General features: G+C 52.4%; 13 protein-coding genes. 2 read left to right on the forward strand and 11 right to left on the reverse strand.

Translation table 11 applies throughout. From position 1 onward, the window contains the following. The first annotated feature begins 6 nt into the window (after positions 1-6). Positions 7-678 (forward strand): 6-hydroxyaminopurine reductase, encoded by a 672-nt coding sequence (gene yiiM, locus ACJY2G_RS16760; protein ID WP_113876856.1) that lies wholly within the window; start codon positions 7-9, stop codon positions 676-678. 70 nt (positions 679-748) lie between these two features. Here the strand turns inward: yiiM and ACJY2G_RS16765 are convergent, their stop codons facing one another. Then, positions 749-1,108 carry a YibL family ribosome-associated protein gene (locus ACJY2G_RS16765; RefSeq protein ID WP_120163138.1) on the reverse strand — a complete coding sequence of 120 codons (360 nt, stop codon included), beginning with the start codon at positions 1,106-1,108 and terminating at the stop codon, positions 749-751. A 65-nt stretch (positions 1,109-1,173) separates the two neighbouring features. Continuing rightward, positions 1,174-2,673 carry a PLP-dependent aminotransferase family protein gene (locus ACJY2G_RS16770; RefSeq protein ID WP_113876852.1) on the reverse strand — a complete coding sequence of 500 codons (1,500 nt, stop codon included), beginning with the start codon at positions 2,671-2,673 and terminating at the stop codon, positions 1,174-1,176. Positions 2,674-2,818: 145 nt separating this feature from the next. On the opposite strand from ACJY2G_RS16770, the gene ACJY2G_RS16775 reads away from it, so the two are divergent. After that, complete coding sequence (locus ACJY2G_RS16775) at positions 2,819-3,427, forward strand: LysE family translocator (RefSeq protein ID WP_112287248.1); 609 nt, start codon at positions 2,819-2,821, stop codon at positions 3,425-3,427. Positions 3,428-3,557: 130 nt separating this feature from the next. On the opposite strand, the gene ACJY2G_RS16780 is transcribed toward ACJY2G_RS16775, so the two are convergent. The 9 genes from ACJY2G_RS16780 to glyS form a co-directional block, all read right to left on the reverse strand. Next, positions 3,558-4,106, reverse strand: a complete 549-nt coding sequence (locus ACJY2G_RS16780; RefSeq protein WP_014411435.1) for an MltR family transcriptional regulator — start codon at positions 4,104-4,106, stop codon at positions 3,558-3,560. A gap of 136 nt (positions 4,107-4,242) precedes the next feature. Then, positions 4,243-5,391 (reverse strand): mannitol-1-phosphate 5-dehydrogenase, encoded by a 1,149-nt coding sequence (locus tag ACJY2G_RS16785; protein WP_120163136.1) that lies wholly within the window; start codon positions 5,389-5,391, stop codon positions 4,243-4,245. A gap of 98 nt (positions 5,392-5,489) precedes the next feature. Continuing rightward, positions 5,490-7,403, reverse strand: a complete 1,914-nt coding sequence (locus ACJY2G_RS16790; protein WP_113876846.1) for a PTS mannitol transporter subunit IICBA — start codon at positions 7,401-7,403, stop codon at positions 5,490-5,492. 507 nt (positions 7,404-7,910) lie between these two features. Then, positions 7,911-8,702: a deaminase gene (locus ACJY2G_RS16795; protein WP_430320631.1), complete on the reverse strand. Its 792-nt coding sequence runs from the start codon at positions 8,700-8,702 to the stop codon at positions 7,911-7,913. Between the two features lie 5 nt (positions 8,703-8,707). Beyond that, positions 8,708-9,190, reverse strand: a complete 483-nt coding sequence (locus ACJY2G_RS16800) for a hypothetical protein (RefSeq protein ID WP_430320632.1) — start codon at positions 9,188-9,190, stop codon at positions 8,708-8,710. A 33-nt stretch (positions 9,191-9,223) separates the two neighbouring features. Then, positions 9,224-9,403, reverse strand: coding sequence for a hypothetical protein (locus tag ACJY2G_RS16805; protein WP_430320633.1), 180 nt, complete (start codon positions 9,401-9,403; stop codon positions 9,224-9,226). Between the two features lie 235 nt (positions 9,404-9,638). Beyond that, a complete protein-coding gene (locus ACJY2G_RS16810; protein WP_120163133.1) occupies positions 9,639-10,433 on the reverse strand; it encodes a DsbA family protein in 795 nt (264 codons plus the stop codon). Positions 10,434-10,610: 177 nt separating this feature from the next. After that, positions 10,611-11,333 carry a DUF3053 domain-containing protein gene (locus ACJY2G_RS16815; protein WP_113876842.1) on the reverse strand — a complete coding sequence of 241 codons (723 nt, stop codon included), beginning with the start codon at positions 11,331-11,333 and terminating at the stop codon, positions 10,611-10,613. 284 nt (positions 11,334-11,617) lie between these two features. Beyond that, positions 11,618-13,687 (reverse strand): glycine--tRNA ligase subunit beta, encoded by a 2,070-nt coding sequence (gene glyS / locus ACJY2G_RS16820; protein ID WP_113876841.1) that lies wholly within the window; start codon positions 13,685-13,687, stop codon positions 11,618-11,620.

Here is a 13,687-nt window from a genome sequence, read left to right on the forward strand (position 1 = left end):
GAGCTTATGCATTATCCCGACGTGTACATCGGTACCATCGAGCAATATCCCGATTTCTCACCCAGTGCGATTGCCAAACGTCAGGTCGATGGCGGCATCGCCTTAACGCCTTTCGGGCTGGAAGGCGATCAGCAGGCCGAAAAGTCATATCACGGTGGTGCTGACCGCGCGCTGTGCCATTTCCCCCGCGAGCATTACGCCTGGCTGCGCCAGCAGTTTCCCGAAGAAGAAGATCGTTTCCATCCGCCCGCTTTTGGCGAAAACCTTTCGACGCTCGGCATGACCGAAGATAACGTGTTTATCGGCGATATTTTCCGCTGGGGCGACACGCTGATTCAGGTCACGCAGCCTCGCGCACCCTGCTACAAGCTGAACCATTTTCTCGACTGCCAGAATCTGTCGCCACTGTTGCAGCAAAGCGGCCGCTGCGGTTGGTTATATCGCGTCGTGGGCACAGGAAAAACCAGTGGCGATCGTCCGCTGGAACTGCTGACGCGCAACAGTGAAGTCTCCGTCGCCGAAGCAATTTCTATCGCGTTTCATATGCCGTTCGATGAAGAACAGTACCGGCGTCTGATGTCTGCGGCAGGGATTTCAGCAAGCTGGAGTAAAACCATGCAAATGCGTCTGGTGAATCGCAAGATTGAGGATTTTGGGCGGAGATTGTTTGGGAAGTAAAAACACATCGGGTGTAGCTGGCGGGGTTTTTCTTTGCTCCTCCCCCTGCGAAGGGGGAGGAAAAGTTACATTAGAATTCTTTTTTCGCGAAACCGGTCACCGCTTTCAGGCCCATTTCACGGCCCAGTGCAGTCATCGGGTGAACCACCACGATACCGCGTACAGTTTTCTTCAGCGTGCCCATATCAGCCTGTTCTTTCTTGGTGATTTCACGGCTGAACAGCTTTTCCAGTTTCTGTGCTTCGGTGCTGAGTTTTTTCACACGCACTTCTTTCAGACGCGCGATCTCGGCAGCCAGCTTTTCTTTCTCTTCTTCGTGCTTGTCGATCAGTTCAGCATTACCTGCCTGAATAACGGTCGCATCTTTGTGATTCAGTGCATCCAGCATGTCGCTGAGACGCTTGATCTCGGCTTTTTCGACTTCTTTCATGATTTCAGATCCGTTCATGCCGCAGCGGGCACGATTGTAAATTGGGAATAATAACCGTCAGTGTATCAGGAAGTGCGCGATTCTTCAGCTTGCTCCTGCGTTTCTGCCAGCCCGGGCGGTAAACCACACATCTCACAGGCACGCTCGCCAATGCGGATCATCGCCGAAATATAACGGGTATCAAAAACATAACAGCACGACAACCGCAGGCCGTTACTGTAGCGACCGCTCGGCGAATACAGTTGTCCCGGCGTCATGCAGATTTTATCTTTCAGCAACTGGCGAAACAGCGTGACGCAATCAACGCCCGGAGGGAAATCGACCCAAATAACAAAGCCACCCGCCGGTTGTGTGGCACGCGTCCCCTGCGGGAAATGGCGGGCGATCAGCGCGCGCGCCTGTTCAACTTGTGACGCATAGCGCTTACGCAAAGCCCGCAGATGATGGTCATAACCGCCCGATTCCAGAAACACCGTCAGCGTTTGAGAAAGCAACGCGGATTCTGCCATCGATGACACCGCTTTCAGTTTATGCAGCTTATCGGCAAAGCGCCCGCCTTCTACCCAGCCAATGCGGAAATCGGGCGCCAGCGTTTTGGTAAAGCTGGTGCAAAACAGGATCCAGCCGTCACGATCAAAAGATTTCACCGCCGGAGACAGCGTCGCGCCAAACTGAATTTCAGCGTAAAGCCCGTCTTCTATCAGTGGAACCTGATGATCGTTCATCAGGCGCGCCAGCCTTTTCTTCGCTGCCAGCGGCATAGTGAAGCCGAGCGGATTTTGCGCCGTCGGCATGGCGATCACCGCATTCAGCCGTTTCTCGGTGAGCAGCATTTCCAGCACATCCAGGGATAAACCGGTTTGCGGATCAGTCGGGATTTCCACCGCTTTTAGCCCGAGGCTCGCCAGCATCGGCAGCAGATAAAAATAAGTCGGCGTTTCCAGCCCGACGCTGTCGCCCGGTTTGGTGGTGACGCGCAGCGCCAGCTGTAACGCTTCCATACAACCGTGCGTAATCGTGATGTCGGCCGGTTCTAAAATCATGCCGAGCGTCAGCGCACGGCGGGCGATTTGCTGGCGTAACGCCGGACTGCCCGGCGGCAACGCGTATTGCCCGATGAGATTTGGCTGACGGCGCAGCAAAGACGACATAATCCGTCCGAGCTTTCCGGTCGGATAAAAATCATTCGACTGCGGGCAGGCCAGCGACAGATTGGTATACGTCGGGTCGATTTGTGAGGCGAAAACTTTGTCGATCAAATCCAGCACTTCATCTGCCGGTTCTGCGGCGGGCGTCTGCGGTTGTTCATGCGGCTGATGGGTCAGCGCAGGCAATGCTGCACGGACATAAAATCCGGACTGCGGACGCGCCTCGATAAATCCGCGATCTTCCAGCCGCCGGTAAGCCGCCACCACGGTATTGATGCTGACTGACCAGGTTTGCGCGCTGCGCCGCACCGATGGCAAACGACTGCCGGGCGCCAGTGTGCCGCGACGAATGGCATCGGCCAGTTGTTCCGCCAGCTGGTTATATCGGGTGTCGCTGAAATCCGCAGTATCAGTCATGGTGTCAGTTCCGTGAAAAGTGATGGATACAGTTTTTCGTTACACAATCTGTAACCATGACAATAGCGTATTTCTGGTTCTGTTACCTTTCCTGTTCACTGTTTACTCTGGTTGTCTGGAAAACAGGGGATGCAGGAAAACTAAAATGATAGATACCGCTTTTGTCAGTTACGTCACCGTGATGTCAATTACGCCCGGCCCGAACAATCTTTTGCTGGCGGCTTCCGGGGTGAATTTCGGGCTGCGCCGCAGCGTGCCGATGATGCTGGGGATAACCCTCGGCTGCGTGGTGCAGTGCGCCCTGATGACGTCTATGCTGGCGATTTTACTCAGCTGGATGACGGTCGTGCGCCTGCCAATGGCGGCGATCGGTTGCGCGTATCTGTTCTGGCTGTCGTGGAAAATTTACCGTTCCGGCTCGCCGAAAGAAGGCGAAAAACAACAGCCGATGAATATGATTAATGGCGCGTTATTTCAGGCAGTGAATCCGAAAGCCTGGCTGATGGCGACCAATGTTGCGATTCTGTTTACCCCGCCGGATGGCAATATGCTGCATCACACGCTGCTGATTTGCCTCGGCTTTGCGCTGATCAATCTGCCGTGCATTCTGGTCTGGGTAGTGATGGGTGACAGGTTACGTCAGGCGTTACGTGTGGAATGGAAACTGAAGATGTTCAACACGATCATGGGCGGGATGATGGCGTTAACCGCGCTGTGGCTGCTGGTCGGCGAAGTGCGCCATGCGCTTAACTAAAACGAATCCCCAAAATAGTTCGGGTTGCAGAAAGGCGGCAAGTGATGGAGTCCCGATGAGCTTACTCAAGTAAGTGATTGGGGTAACTGAACGCAGCTAACGCATCTGCGGCTCGAAGTATGACGGGGATTTATTTCTGAACCGGAGAGAGCCTGGAAGGCTGCTGATTACTGATATGGGCGATCAGCCCGGTCACGGAAAGGACCATCGTGGAGCGGACGATTTGCTGGTAACGCTGACGTTGCATGGCGATCAGCGATTCGTCAGCTTCTCCCGGTTTCAGGAACGTCGGTGCCGGCGGCAGCTCCGTCACACAATGCAGTTCACCGAACGGGCCAAGAATTTCATCATCGGTAAAACGATACTCTTCGCCGTCGTAATTCAGCTCTTCACGCAGCGCCATCAGTAATTCCGCATCTTCATATTCATGACGGCTGATCACACCCAGCGCATAAATCAGTTTGAGACGCACCGACAAATCACCGAGCGGACCGGTGCCGGTCAGTAACGGTTCGACCGCATATTTCACCGCGTAATCGTCTTTGCGAAAAACCTGCACCACCAGAATATCCAGCGCTTCGGCCAGTAATTCCACGGCAGTCATCAAAAAACTGCGCACGGTTTTACCCGCATTGAGCTTTTCGAGTACACGGTTTTCAAACGCCTGAGCTTTTTCCATAGGGCTTACTTGCAGTAAAGTGCCGATGCTGACAGCGCCCCTGGCGTCATCCATGATGCGCGCATGTCGGACAGAAACATCCTGCCCGACAGGGCTTTCTTTGCCTGGTGTTGGCGAAATCAAAATAAACGCAGTATTAGTGCATCGATTCGTAGAGAGCGACGGCTTTCGCCACAACTTCGCCATCTTCTGGCAGACCTGAAATCTGGGCGAGGGCGGCTTTTGGCCCGACTTTCTCCAGCAATTCTACCAGTTCTTTAGCTTGCGGGTCTTGCTCGCTGCGGTAATGCATCGCGGCGGCAATCCCTCTGATCAGGTTGTCGTTTGGCAGGCGGTATTCCTGCGTGCCCAGCAACGGTTTAATCAGTCGATCGCCTGCGCTCAGTTTACGCAGTGGCTGACGGCCAACGCGCTCAACGTCGTCATGCAGGTACGGGTTTTCGAAACGGGTCAGAATTTTTTCGATGTAGGCAAAATGTTTTTCCGGGTCAAAACCGTAACGGCGGATCAGCACTTCACCGCTTTCTTCCATCGCACCACGAACCACCAGACGCACTTTCTCGTCGAGGATTGCATCACGGATTGTCGCGTGACCGGCTTGCTGACCGAGATACGCGGTGATTGCATGACCGGTGTTCAGGGTGAACAGTTTACGTTCGACGAACGCCATCAGATTATCGGTCAGCTCCATACCGGCGATGTGCGGCAATTCACCTTTGAACTGGGTTTTATCCACAATCCATTCGCTGAAGGTTTCCACGGTGACTTCCAGCGGATCGGTAGTACCGGCTGCCGCTGGCGGAACGATACGGTCTACGGCGGAATCGACAAAACCGATATGCGCTTCAACCCAGGCCTTTTCATCTTCCGGCAGCGCGTTGAATACGTGCTGTTTGAACTGGCTGGTCCCGCGCACCATGTTTTCACAGGCGATAATATTCAGCGGCTTTTCGTTGCCCTGCTGATGACGCAGAACCAGACCTTTAGCCACGTTTGGCGCGATTTTTTCCAGCACGGTCGGGCCGACGGCAGTGGTCACCAGATCAACTTCGGCGATCAGGTTAATGGCATCCTGACCGGCGCTGTTTACGGCATTCACATTACTGACAGGCTCAACGGTGGCCTGTTCACCGACAACGTGCACGTCGTAGCCTTTGCGGCTGTTCAGCGCATCCAGCAAGGCAGGACTGACATCGGCAAACGTCAGTTCAATCCCGGCATCAGCCAGTAATTTACCGATAAAACCGCGACCAATGTTACCTGCACCAAAATGTAATGCTTTCATATTTATTCCTTCAAATCGTGAGGAGCACCGGGCTCCGAATCAACAAGCGGGTCTCGCAAGACCCGCTTAGTAATTACTTTTCGATTAACTGCTCAGTATCAGCCGCGAAGAATAGTCAGTACTTCTTCAACGCTGGTGGTGTTCGCCAGACGCTCGATAACACCGTCTTCGTCCAGCGCCGTGGTCAGTTTGGTGATGACGTTGATGTGCTCATTATTGCGTGCTGCGATACCGACGACCAGACGTGCGCGGTCATCTTCATCATCGCCCCAGCGGATACCCGCCGGATACTGGCAGAACACGATACCGGTTTTCAGTACACGGTCTTTTGCTTCGATGGTGCCGTGTGGCACGGCGATGGATTCGCCCAGGTACGTCGAGGTCAGTTGCTCACGTGCCAGCATCGCGTCGACATATTCTGCCTGAACATACCCGCCTTTCACCAGTTGCTCACCCGCAAAACGAATCGCTTCTTCTTTCGTGCCAGCGCTCAGGCCGAGGAAGATATTGCTTTCGCTGATACGGAACAGGTTTTCGTTTTCATTGTCTGCCACGATGCTGTCGCCCAGCGTCGTCGTCACTTTCTCTTTGTACTGGCTGGCTTTGTTCACTTCCACCAGACGGGAAGTCAGGTCAGTGTACAGGCCGCTGTCGAGGAAGTTGGTCAGCGAAATGTGCTGCGCATGTGGCACCTGACGCATGGCGCGTTCAGTCAGGTCACGGTGCGTAATCACCAGATCCACATCATCAGGCAAATTGTTAATGGCGCTGTTGGTGACACTGATGTTGGTCAGTCCTGCATCCTGCACTTTTTTGCGCAGAACACCCGCACCCATTGCGCTGGAACCCATACCGGCGTCACAGGCTACAATAATTTTACGTACGGTAGACAGGTCGCCTGCTACGCCTGCAACAGCAGGTTTGCCGCCTTTAGACTGGGCTTTCATGTCCTGCATACGGCGTGTTGCTTCGTCCAGATCGTCGCCGTCTTTCGCTTTGGTGGTTTTCAGCAACAAAGCAGAGATAACGAAGGACACCGCAAAGGCTGCCACGATGGCCGCGATATTAGCGAAGTACGCACCTTTTGGCGTCATCGCCAGCACGGCCAGGATAGAACCCGGAGAAGCCGGAGACACCAGACCGCCGTTCAGCAGAGTCAGGGTAAACACGCCCGTCATACCGCCCAGAATGACCGCCAGTAACAGGCGCGGGTTCATCAGAACGTATGGGAAGTAAATTTCGTGGATACCACCCAGGAAATGGATGATTGCCGCGCCGCCAGCAGATTGCTTGGCGCTGCCACGACCGAAGAACATGTACGCCATCAGAACGCCCATACCCGGACCCGGGTTCGCTTCGATCAGGAAGAAGATTGATTTACCGGTTTCAGTCGCCTGCTGGATACCCAGCGGAGAGAAGATACCGTGGTTGATGGCATTGTTGAGGAACAGGATTTTCGCCGGTTCAACAAAGATAGAGGCCAGCGGCAACAGGTTATGAATAACCATGATGTGCACGCCTGCAGCCAGCACTTTAGACAGCGCTTCTACCAGCGGACCAATCGCCAGGAAGGCAAGGATCGCCAGCAGCATACCGATAATACCGGCAGAGAAGTTGTTAACCAGCATCTCGAAGCCGCTTTTGATTTTACCGTCAACCCAGCGGTCGAAACGCTTGATGCACCAGCCGCCCAGCGGACCTGCAATCATAGCGCCGAGGAACATTGGCATATCCGCACCAACGATAACACCCATAACGGTGATTGCACCGACCACACCACCGCGGTCACCACCGACCAGACGACCACCGGTATAACCGATGAGCAATGGCAGAAGATAGGTGATCATCGGGCCAACCAGCTTCGCTAATGTTTCATTAGGGATCCAGCCGGTAGGAATGAACAGAGCGGTAATGATACCCCAGGCGATAAACGCGCCGATGTTGGGCATTACCATGTTACTCAGGAAGCGACCAAAGTTTTGAACTTTGATCTTAACGTCTGGTGAAAACATAAAACGCACCCCTATTGATACGCGCTGACAATAGAGCGCGTGATATCAGTTAATTATCGGTGACGGTTATTTCGGTTTTTGTGCCACTGCTTTAAAAATCCGTCCGTCGAATTGCTGTCTGCGAGGCGGACTCTACCACGTGATTATAGGCCTCGCGTAGCCACCCGGCAGCCCGTGACGGAGATCACACGTATACGGCCATCACCCCCTCACTTTTGGTGATCATGATCACAAAAACACCCTGTAACCCGGCTACACTGATTATTATTTAAACGCAACACCGTCAAAAATGTGACTTGAATCATTATTTGTTAACGATTCTTTATCATTGAAACGTGATATTCATCACAAAGTATTTTTGGGCAGACGGGCTTATTTCGCTTAAAAAGCATTCAGACGTGTCACGGTAATGGAAAAGTGAGTTTACGGAGGAGAGGTTGAAATAAAATTACAGGCGGGGGGAATGCTGGGGCTACAAAAAAATGCAGCCCAAATGCACTATCAAAATCAGACTGGAGGTAATGTAATTTCTTTACCAATTTTGGTCGTTACATCTTTGACTATTTTCAGTTCAAAATCGGTATAGCTGTAAAGCTGTTGAGAATCGACATGATGTGACGTTCTGATGTCATAAGTGATCGACTTACCCTGCTGATTTTTTCTTGGTCGATTGTACCCGAAAAACTTAGCGTATCTCCTCGGTGCAGTACCCTCGAAATTATCGAAAACCACTTTAGAAATATCATCACCCGCTGGCTCGCCGTGGCTTATAGAATCTCCATGGAGATCTTCTGCTAAACTTTTTTCATAAGGCTCGATATACACCACTCGCTTAATCCCGGCGGCAATAATATGGCGCGCGCAATTATGGCAAGGATAGGTAGTACAATAAAGCGTCTTGCCTACCGTGCTCACTTGAGCAATTCTTGCCATAGTAGTTATGGCATCCATGATGGCAGCTCCAACTTGTCGTGACAGGCATGCAGAACGTAAGGCCGCAGTGCTGGCGTTAAACAGACCCGTTTCATCTCGTGTTGGTGTAAGGTTTTTTGCGCCATGTATCAGATTAACGAACCTTTGGACGGCATTTTCTATGCGGATATCACTGATATTTTTGATAAAATAATCCGAGCATTGCAATGTTTCTTCTACTTGCTGCCCATACTTAATAGGTGAACGTCGATCCCTTTCGACAAGCTTGTCTATATCGTCCTTGCTGATCCCATCTCGTCTAAGGTTACTTTTTCTTTCTTTTAATGTTCGAAGTACACCAAGCAGGTAGAAATTATTACGATACACCTCTCTCAGTAATTCAATTTCAGAAGGGTGTTTAAATTGATCGATAATATAAGCAACTTTACTGGTTGTTTTTCCATTAGCCCCTCTGCCTGACGTAGTCCCAGTAACTTATTATGCAGCGAACTGATATTACGAATAGCCATTTGAGCGGCAATCATCGTCCCATGCTCTTTTCGCAGGGCATCTCCCAGATCCTGAAGTTGCACGTAATGTTCATAGCCTTTCAGTGAAATTAATTCACTCGCAATATCATGGGGTTTCGTATTCGCCATTAATGAACTGAGCCTGATATGCTCAACATGATATGACCCAGCAGTAAGTTGTTCGCTCAGCTTTTCTTTTAGTGTGTTAACACCTGAGCCGCTGGCACCACATAATCCAATAATTAATTCCTGGGAACGGTGTCGTTGCAAAGCATCAATACTGTCATGTTCAGTAGAGCGGTTTAATTTTTCAATCGGAATGATTTTTTGTGCAGGAACAGTCATAAAAACTCCAATGACTGGACAGACAAGGCCGGGTTACCAGTCGAGTTTAGCGGCAGCTTCCTGTACTCGCGCTTTGGCTTTCTCATACTCGGCAAACTCTTGCCAGGCTGAAAGATCAATCACTTTATGTAAACCTGTCGCTTCTTTTACGCTTGGGTTTTCACGACGCTCGTTTTTTTTCAACGCAGCATAATCAGCGAATTGAACAATCATAAACTATCCATGTAATAAGTGAGAATTTGAGGAACTCTGATGTCAGACCTAAATAATCAGAGATTGCTTCACTGGAATAAATATCCATGAAGAAAGGAAGGTTACCACGTCAAAACCCACGAAGTGAGTAAAAATTTACCCAGTTTCAGCCGTTACATTCAATACTGAGAAGTGCTTTCCAAACTATACTTGAGAAGAAAATCCGACAGCATTGGCTGCCGGATTGAACCCCGAATTACTTCCCGCCCTGCGCCTTCACAATGGCTGCCTGCAAATCTTCGGCAGACACGGCGCCCGGCAGCACGGTGGTGTTTTCAGCGGTCGCGCCGCTGGTTGGCATCACCACGAAACCTGGCGTGCCGCTGAAGCCCAGCGTACGTGCCAGTTCATCGTTCGATGCGATGGCTTCGTGCGTTGCTTTACGCTGTGCGTCGGTCGGTGCTGTGGCTTTGGCGGCTTTCACTGCGCCCGCGATGTCGGCATCGGTCAGTTTACCTTCGTCGTGGCCGGAGCGGTAAATGCTGTTGTGGTAATCAAAGTACGCCTGAGCGCCTTTTTCTTTCCATATAGCCATACCGGTTTCAGCGGCAGTGATGGACGCTTTCCAGCGGTCACCGAAGATTGGCCATTCTTTAAAGACGAAACGCACGTTCGGATTGGCTTTCACTGTCTGCTCAACCAGCGGCGCCATGTGGCTGCAATACAGGCACTGGTAATCGAAGAATTCCACGAATGCCACTTTGGCATCTTTCGGGCCGTAGCTTGGGGTCGCCGGGTCATTCACCAGCGCTTTGGCGTTTGCCAGCACTGCACTCAGGGTTTGCTGTTGTTGCTGATCAGCCTGCTGTGCCTGCAATTTCTGGCTGACCTGCACCAGAATTTCCGGATGCTGCAACATGTAATCCGCCGCAATTTTACCAATGGCTTCCTGCTGCGCCGGGGTGAAATCTGCGGTTGCGCTGTCGGCAGCAAAAGCCAGCGTCGGCGCCAGCACCAGAGAAGCCAACAGAGTCATCGTCTGACGTTTCATCAAAAATCCTTAAAGTGAAATACGGGGAAAATCGGACAGTTGCCTTCAAAAGTAGAGGAATTTGGCCGGATTTGCAGGCTAAAAATTGTCATTTTTTATAAATATAAGGGCAGGAACGATGGAAATAAAAAAGCCACGTACGCGATGACGTGGCTTGTTTGAAAACGATGCTCTGGCTTAGTTGCTGAAATCGCCCTGGGCGACTTTCTGCGCCTGAAGCAATGTCTGCTGTTTACCAACCAGATTGGACATCATGGTGTTGTACTGTGTTGCCTGCTGCTGCGTCGGGAACTGTACGCCACCATTGGCAAACGCGACCTGAGGGCCCTGTTGTTGCAGATAATCACCGACAGAGACGATATCCTGCGTGAAGCTTTGCAGCGCTGGCACCAGAGGCGTCAGCACGTTCGCTGGCTGGGTGACAACCGTGTTGTACACCTGGCCGTAAACCGCTTTCAGATCATCCGGTTGTTTCAGTGCAGCCATCGCTGTATCGGCTTTCACTTTTGAATCACGCAACTGTGCATTCAGCATACTCAGCGTGCTGGCTGCCTGTTGCAATGCGCTGCGCTGGGTCATGTAATCCTGCGGAGTACGCACCTGACCAATCGCGCTGACCACCGGTACCAGGCTGCCATCTACGGCGCCTTTCATCTGGCGGGAGAATGACAGGATAATGCCGTAGTCGTTCGCGTAATTACCAAAACGTTGTTTCTGATCTTCACTCAGCGAAGGCAAATTTTGCCCGCTGCGCATGACGGTATTTTGCAAATAATCGATAAAGGCTTTGCGTTGTTCCGGTTCTTTATCGCCACAGGCAGTGAGCTGGAAAACGACCAGCAATGCGATAAACGGCGCCAGCCAGCGAGAAAATACACCGCTTCTGATCCCTACAGCCATGAGTCCTGACTCCTGATTTCAATGTTCTTCTTCCGGCCAGTTCCCTGCCGATGCTGTGCATTCCATGCGGGTTATAGGATAGAACAATTGGGGGGAGAACGCTTTTTAAAAAAGCGTAGAAATTGGCATCCGATAAGGTGCCTTGCTCCTCCCCCTGCGAAGGGGGAGGCCGGGAGGGGGTATTAAAGACAAAACAAGGGTCAACGCATACTTCAACTTTTTGATGTTGCTGTAATACCCCACCCCAACCCTCCCCTTCGCAGGGGAGGGCGCAAAAGCTAAATTTACTGAAGCAGCGAAATATCCGCGACTTGCAGGAACAGCTCCCGCAGTTTGGACAGCAGCGTCAGACGGTTGATACGCACCGCTTCGTTCTCATCCATTACCATCACGGTATCAAAGAACGTATCGACGGTTTCGCGCAGCGCAGCCAGTTCCACCAGCGCTTCTTTATACTCACCGGCCGCAAACAGCGGTTCCAGTTTGTCGCGCAGAACCACCAGATGCGTCGCCAGTTTCAGCTCAGCAGGTTCTTTCAGCACGGATGCGTGAACGTGATCCAGCAGAACGTCTGTGGATTTCGCCAGAATGTTGGACACACGCTTGTTGGCCGCAGCCAGCGTTGCCGCTTCATCGAGCGTACGGAAGTAGCTCACCGCTTTCACGCGCGCATCGAAATCTGCCGGTTTGGTCGGACGACGTGCCAGCACAGCCTGAATAGTATCGACCGCGTGACCTTCTTCCTGATACCACGCGCGGAAACGACCGAGCATGAAATCAACCACTTCATCGACAACCTTGGCGTTAGTCAGCTTGTCGCCGTACAGGCGCACTGCTTCTTCGGTCAGGGTTTGCAGATCAAGCGGCAGGTTTTTCTCAACGATGATACGCAGAACACCGAGCGCGGCACGACGCAATGCGAACGGGTCTTTATCGCCTTTCGGATGCTGACCGATGCCGAAAATACCGGCCAGGGTGTCCATCTTGTCAGCGATTGCCAGCGCGCACGCTACCAGCGATGCCGGTAACTCGTCGCCCGCAAAGCGTGGCTGATACTGTTCGTTCAGTGCAACCGCGACTTCTTCCTGCTCGCCGTCGTGACGCGCATAGTGCATGCCCATCACGCCCTGCGTGTCGGTGAATTCGAAGACCATGTTGGTCATCAGGTCACATTTTGACAGCAGACCGGCGCGTTTTGCGTTCTCAACGTTGGCACCGATTTTCTCAGCGATCCAGCCTGACAGCGCCTGAATACGGTCGGTTTTGTCGCGCAGCGTACCCAGCTGTTTCTGGAACAACACGGTTTCCAGACGCGGCAGGTTATCTTCGAGACGTTTTTTGCGGTCGGTATTGAAGAAGAATTCGGCATCGGCCAGACGCGGACGCACCACTTTTTCGTTACCGGAAATGATTTGCTGCGGATCTTTCGACTCGATGTTAGCCACGAAGATAAAGTTCGGCAGAAGTTTGCCCGCAGCGTCGTACACCGGGAAATACTTCTGGTCGCCTTTCATGGTGTAAACCAGCGCTTCAGCCGGAACCGCCAGGAATTTCTCTTCGAATTTCGCGGTCAGCACCACCGGCCATTCGACCAGAGACGCCACTTCTTCCAGCAGGCTTTCGCTCAGATCAGCGATGCCGCCAATCTCTTTCGCCGCTTTCTCCGCATCCTGTTTGATCAGCGCTTTACGCTGTTCGTAATCCGCAATGACTTTGCCGCGTTCCAGCAAAATCTGTGGATACTGATCGGCGTTGTCGAGGGTGAATTCAGGCTCACCCATGAAGCGGTGACCGCGAACCGTGCGGGCAGAATCGATACCGAGGATTTTCGCCGGGATCAGCTCATCGCCTAACAGCAGCGTGACGGTGTGAACCGGACGCACAAACTGCACGTCGGAATCGCCCCAGCGCATCAGTTTAGGGATTGGCAGTTTAGACAGTGAAGTGGCGATCATCGCCGGCAGCAGTTGTTGCGCGCTTTCGCCTTTGACGTGCGCACGGTAAACCAGCCATTCACCTTTGTCGGTGACCAGACGATCGGCCTGATCAACGGTGATACCGCAACCGCGAGCCCAGCCTTCAGCGGCTTTGCTTGGTTTGCCTTCAGCATCGAATGCCTGCGCGACAGCCGGGCCGCGTTTTTCAACTTCGCGGTCAGCCTGAGATTCATGCAGACCGGAGACTTTCAGCGCCAGACGGCGCGGAGCTGCAAACCATTTTACGTCGCCGTGTGGCAGGTTCGCCGCATCCAGCTCCGCAGTCAGGTTAGCTGCAAAAGATTCAGCAAGGCTGCGCAGAGCCTTCGGTGGCAGTTCTTCCGTGCCGATTTCCACCAGAAATGTTTTTTCAGTCAT

This window comes from Rahnella sp. ATs2 (assembly GCF_051851855.1).
GTDB classification, from domain to species: domain Bacteria; phylum Pseudomonadota; class Gammaproteobacteria; order Enterobacterales; family Enterobacteriaceae; genus Rahnella; species Rahnella variigena.

What these genes read in the sequence shown, in the direction of transcription:
- ACJY2G_RS16810 (WP_120163133.1), bottom strand. Translation starts at nt 10,433, where the DNA reads ATGAAACGTCAGACGATGACTCTGTTGGCTTCTCTGGTGCTGGCGCCG.
- glyS (WP_113876841.1), bottom strand. Translation starts at nt 13,687, where the DNA reads ATGACTGAAAAAACATTTCTGGTGGAAATCGGCACGGAAGAACTGCCA.
- ACJY2G_RS16765 (WP_120163138.1), bottom strand. Translation starts at nt 1,108, where the DNA reads ATGAAAGAAGTCGAAAAAGCCGAGATCAAGCGTCTCAGCGACATGCTG.
- ACJY2G_RS16785 (WP_120163136.1), bottom strand. Translation starts at nt 5,391, where the DNA reads ATGAAAGCATTACATTTTGGTGCAGGTAACATTGGTCGCGGTTTTATC.
- ACJY2G_RS16770 (WP_113876852.1), bottom strand. Translation starts at nt 2,673, where the DNA reads ATGACTGATACTGCGGATTTCAGCGACACCCGATATAACCAGCTGGCG.
- ACJY2G_RS16780 (WP_014411435.1), bottom strand. Translation starts at nt 4,106, where the DNA reads ATGGAAAAAGCTCAGGCGTTTGAAAACCGTGTACTCGAAAAGCTCAAT.
- ACJY2G_RS16800 (WP_430320632.1), bottom strand. Translation starts at nt 9,190, where the DNA reads ATGACTGTTCCTGCACAAAAAATCATTCCGATTGAAAAATTAAACCGC.
- ACJY2G_RS16790 (WP_113876846.1), bottom strand. Translation starts at nt 7,403, where the DNA reads ATGTTTTCACCAGACGTTAAGATCAAAGTTCAAAACTTTGGTCGCTTC.
- ACJY2G_RS16805 (WP_430320633.1), bottom strand. Translation starts at nt 9,403, where the DNA reads ATGATTGTTCAATTCGCTGATTATGCTGCGTTGAAAAAAAACGAGCGT.
- ACJY2G_RS16775 (WP_112287248.1), top strand. Translation starts at nt 2,819, where the DNA reads ATGATAGATACCGCTTTTGTCAGTTACGTCACCGTGATGTCAATTACG.
- ACJY2G_RS16815 (WP_113876842.1), bottom strand. Translation starts at nt 11,333, where the DNA reads ATGGCTGTAGGGATCAGAAGCGGTGTATTTTCTCGCTGGCTGGCGCCG.
- yiiM (WP_113876856.1), top strand. Translation starts at nt 7, where the DNA reads ATGCATTATCCCGACGTGTACATCGGTACCATCGAGCAATATCCCGAT.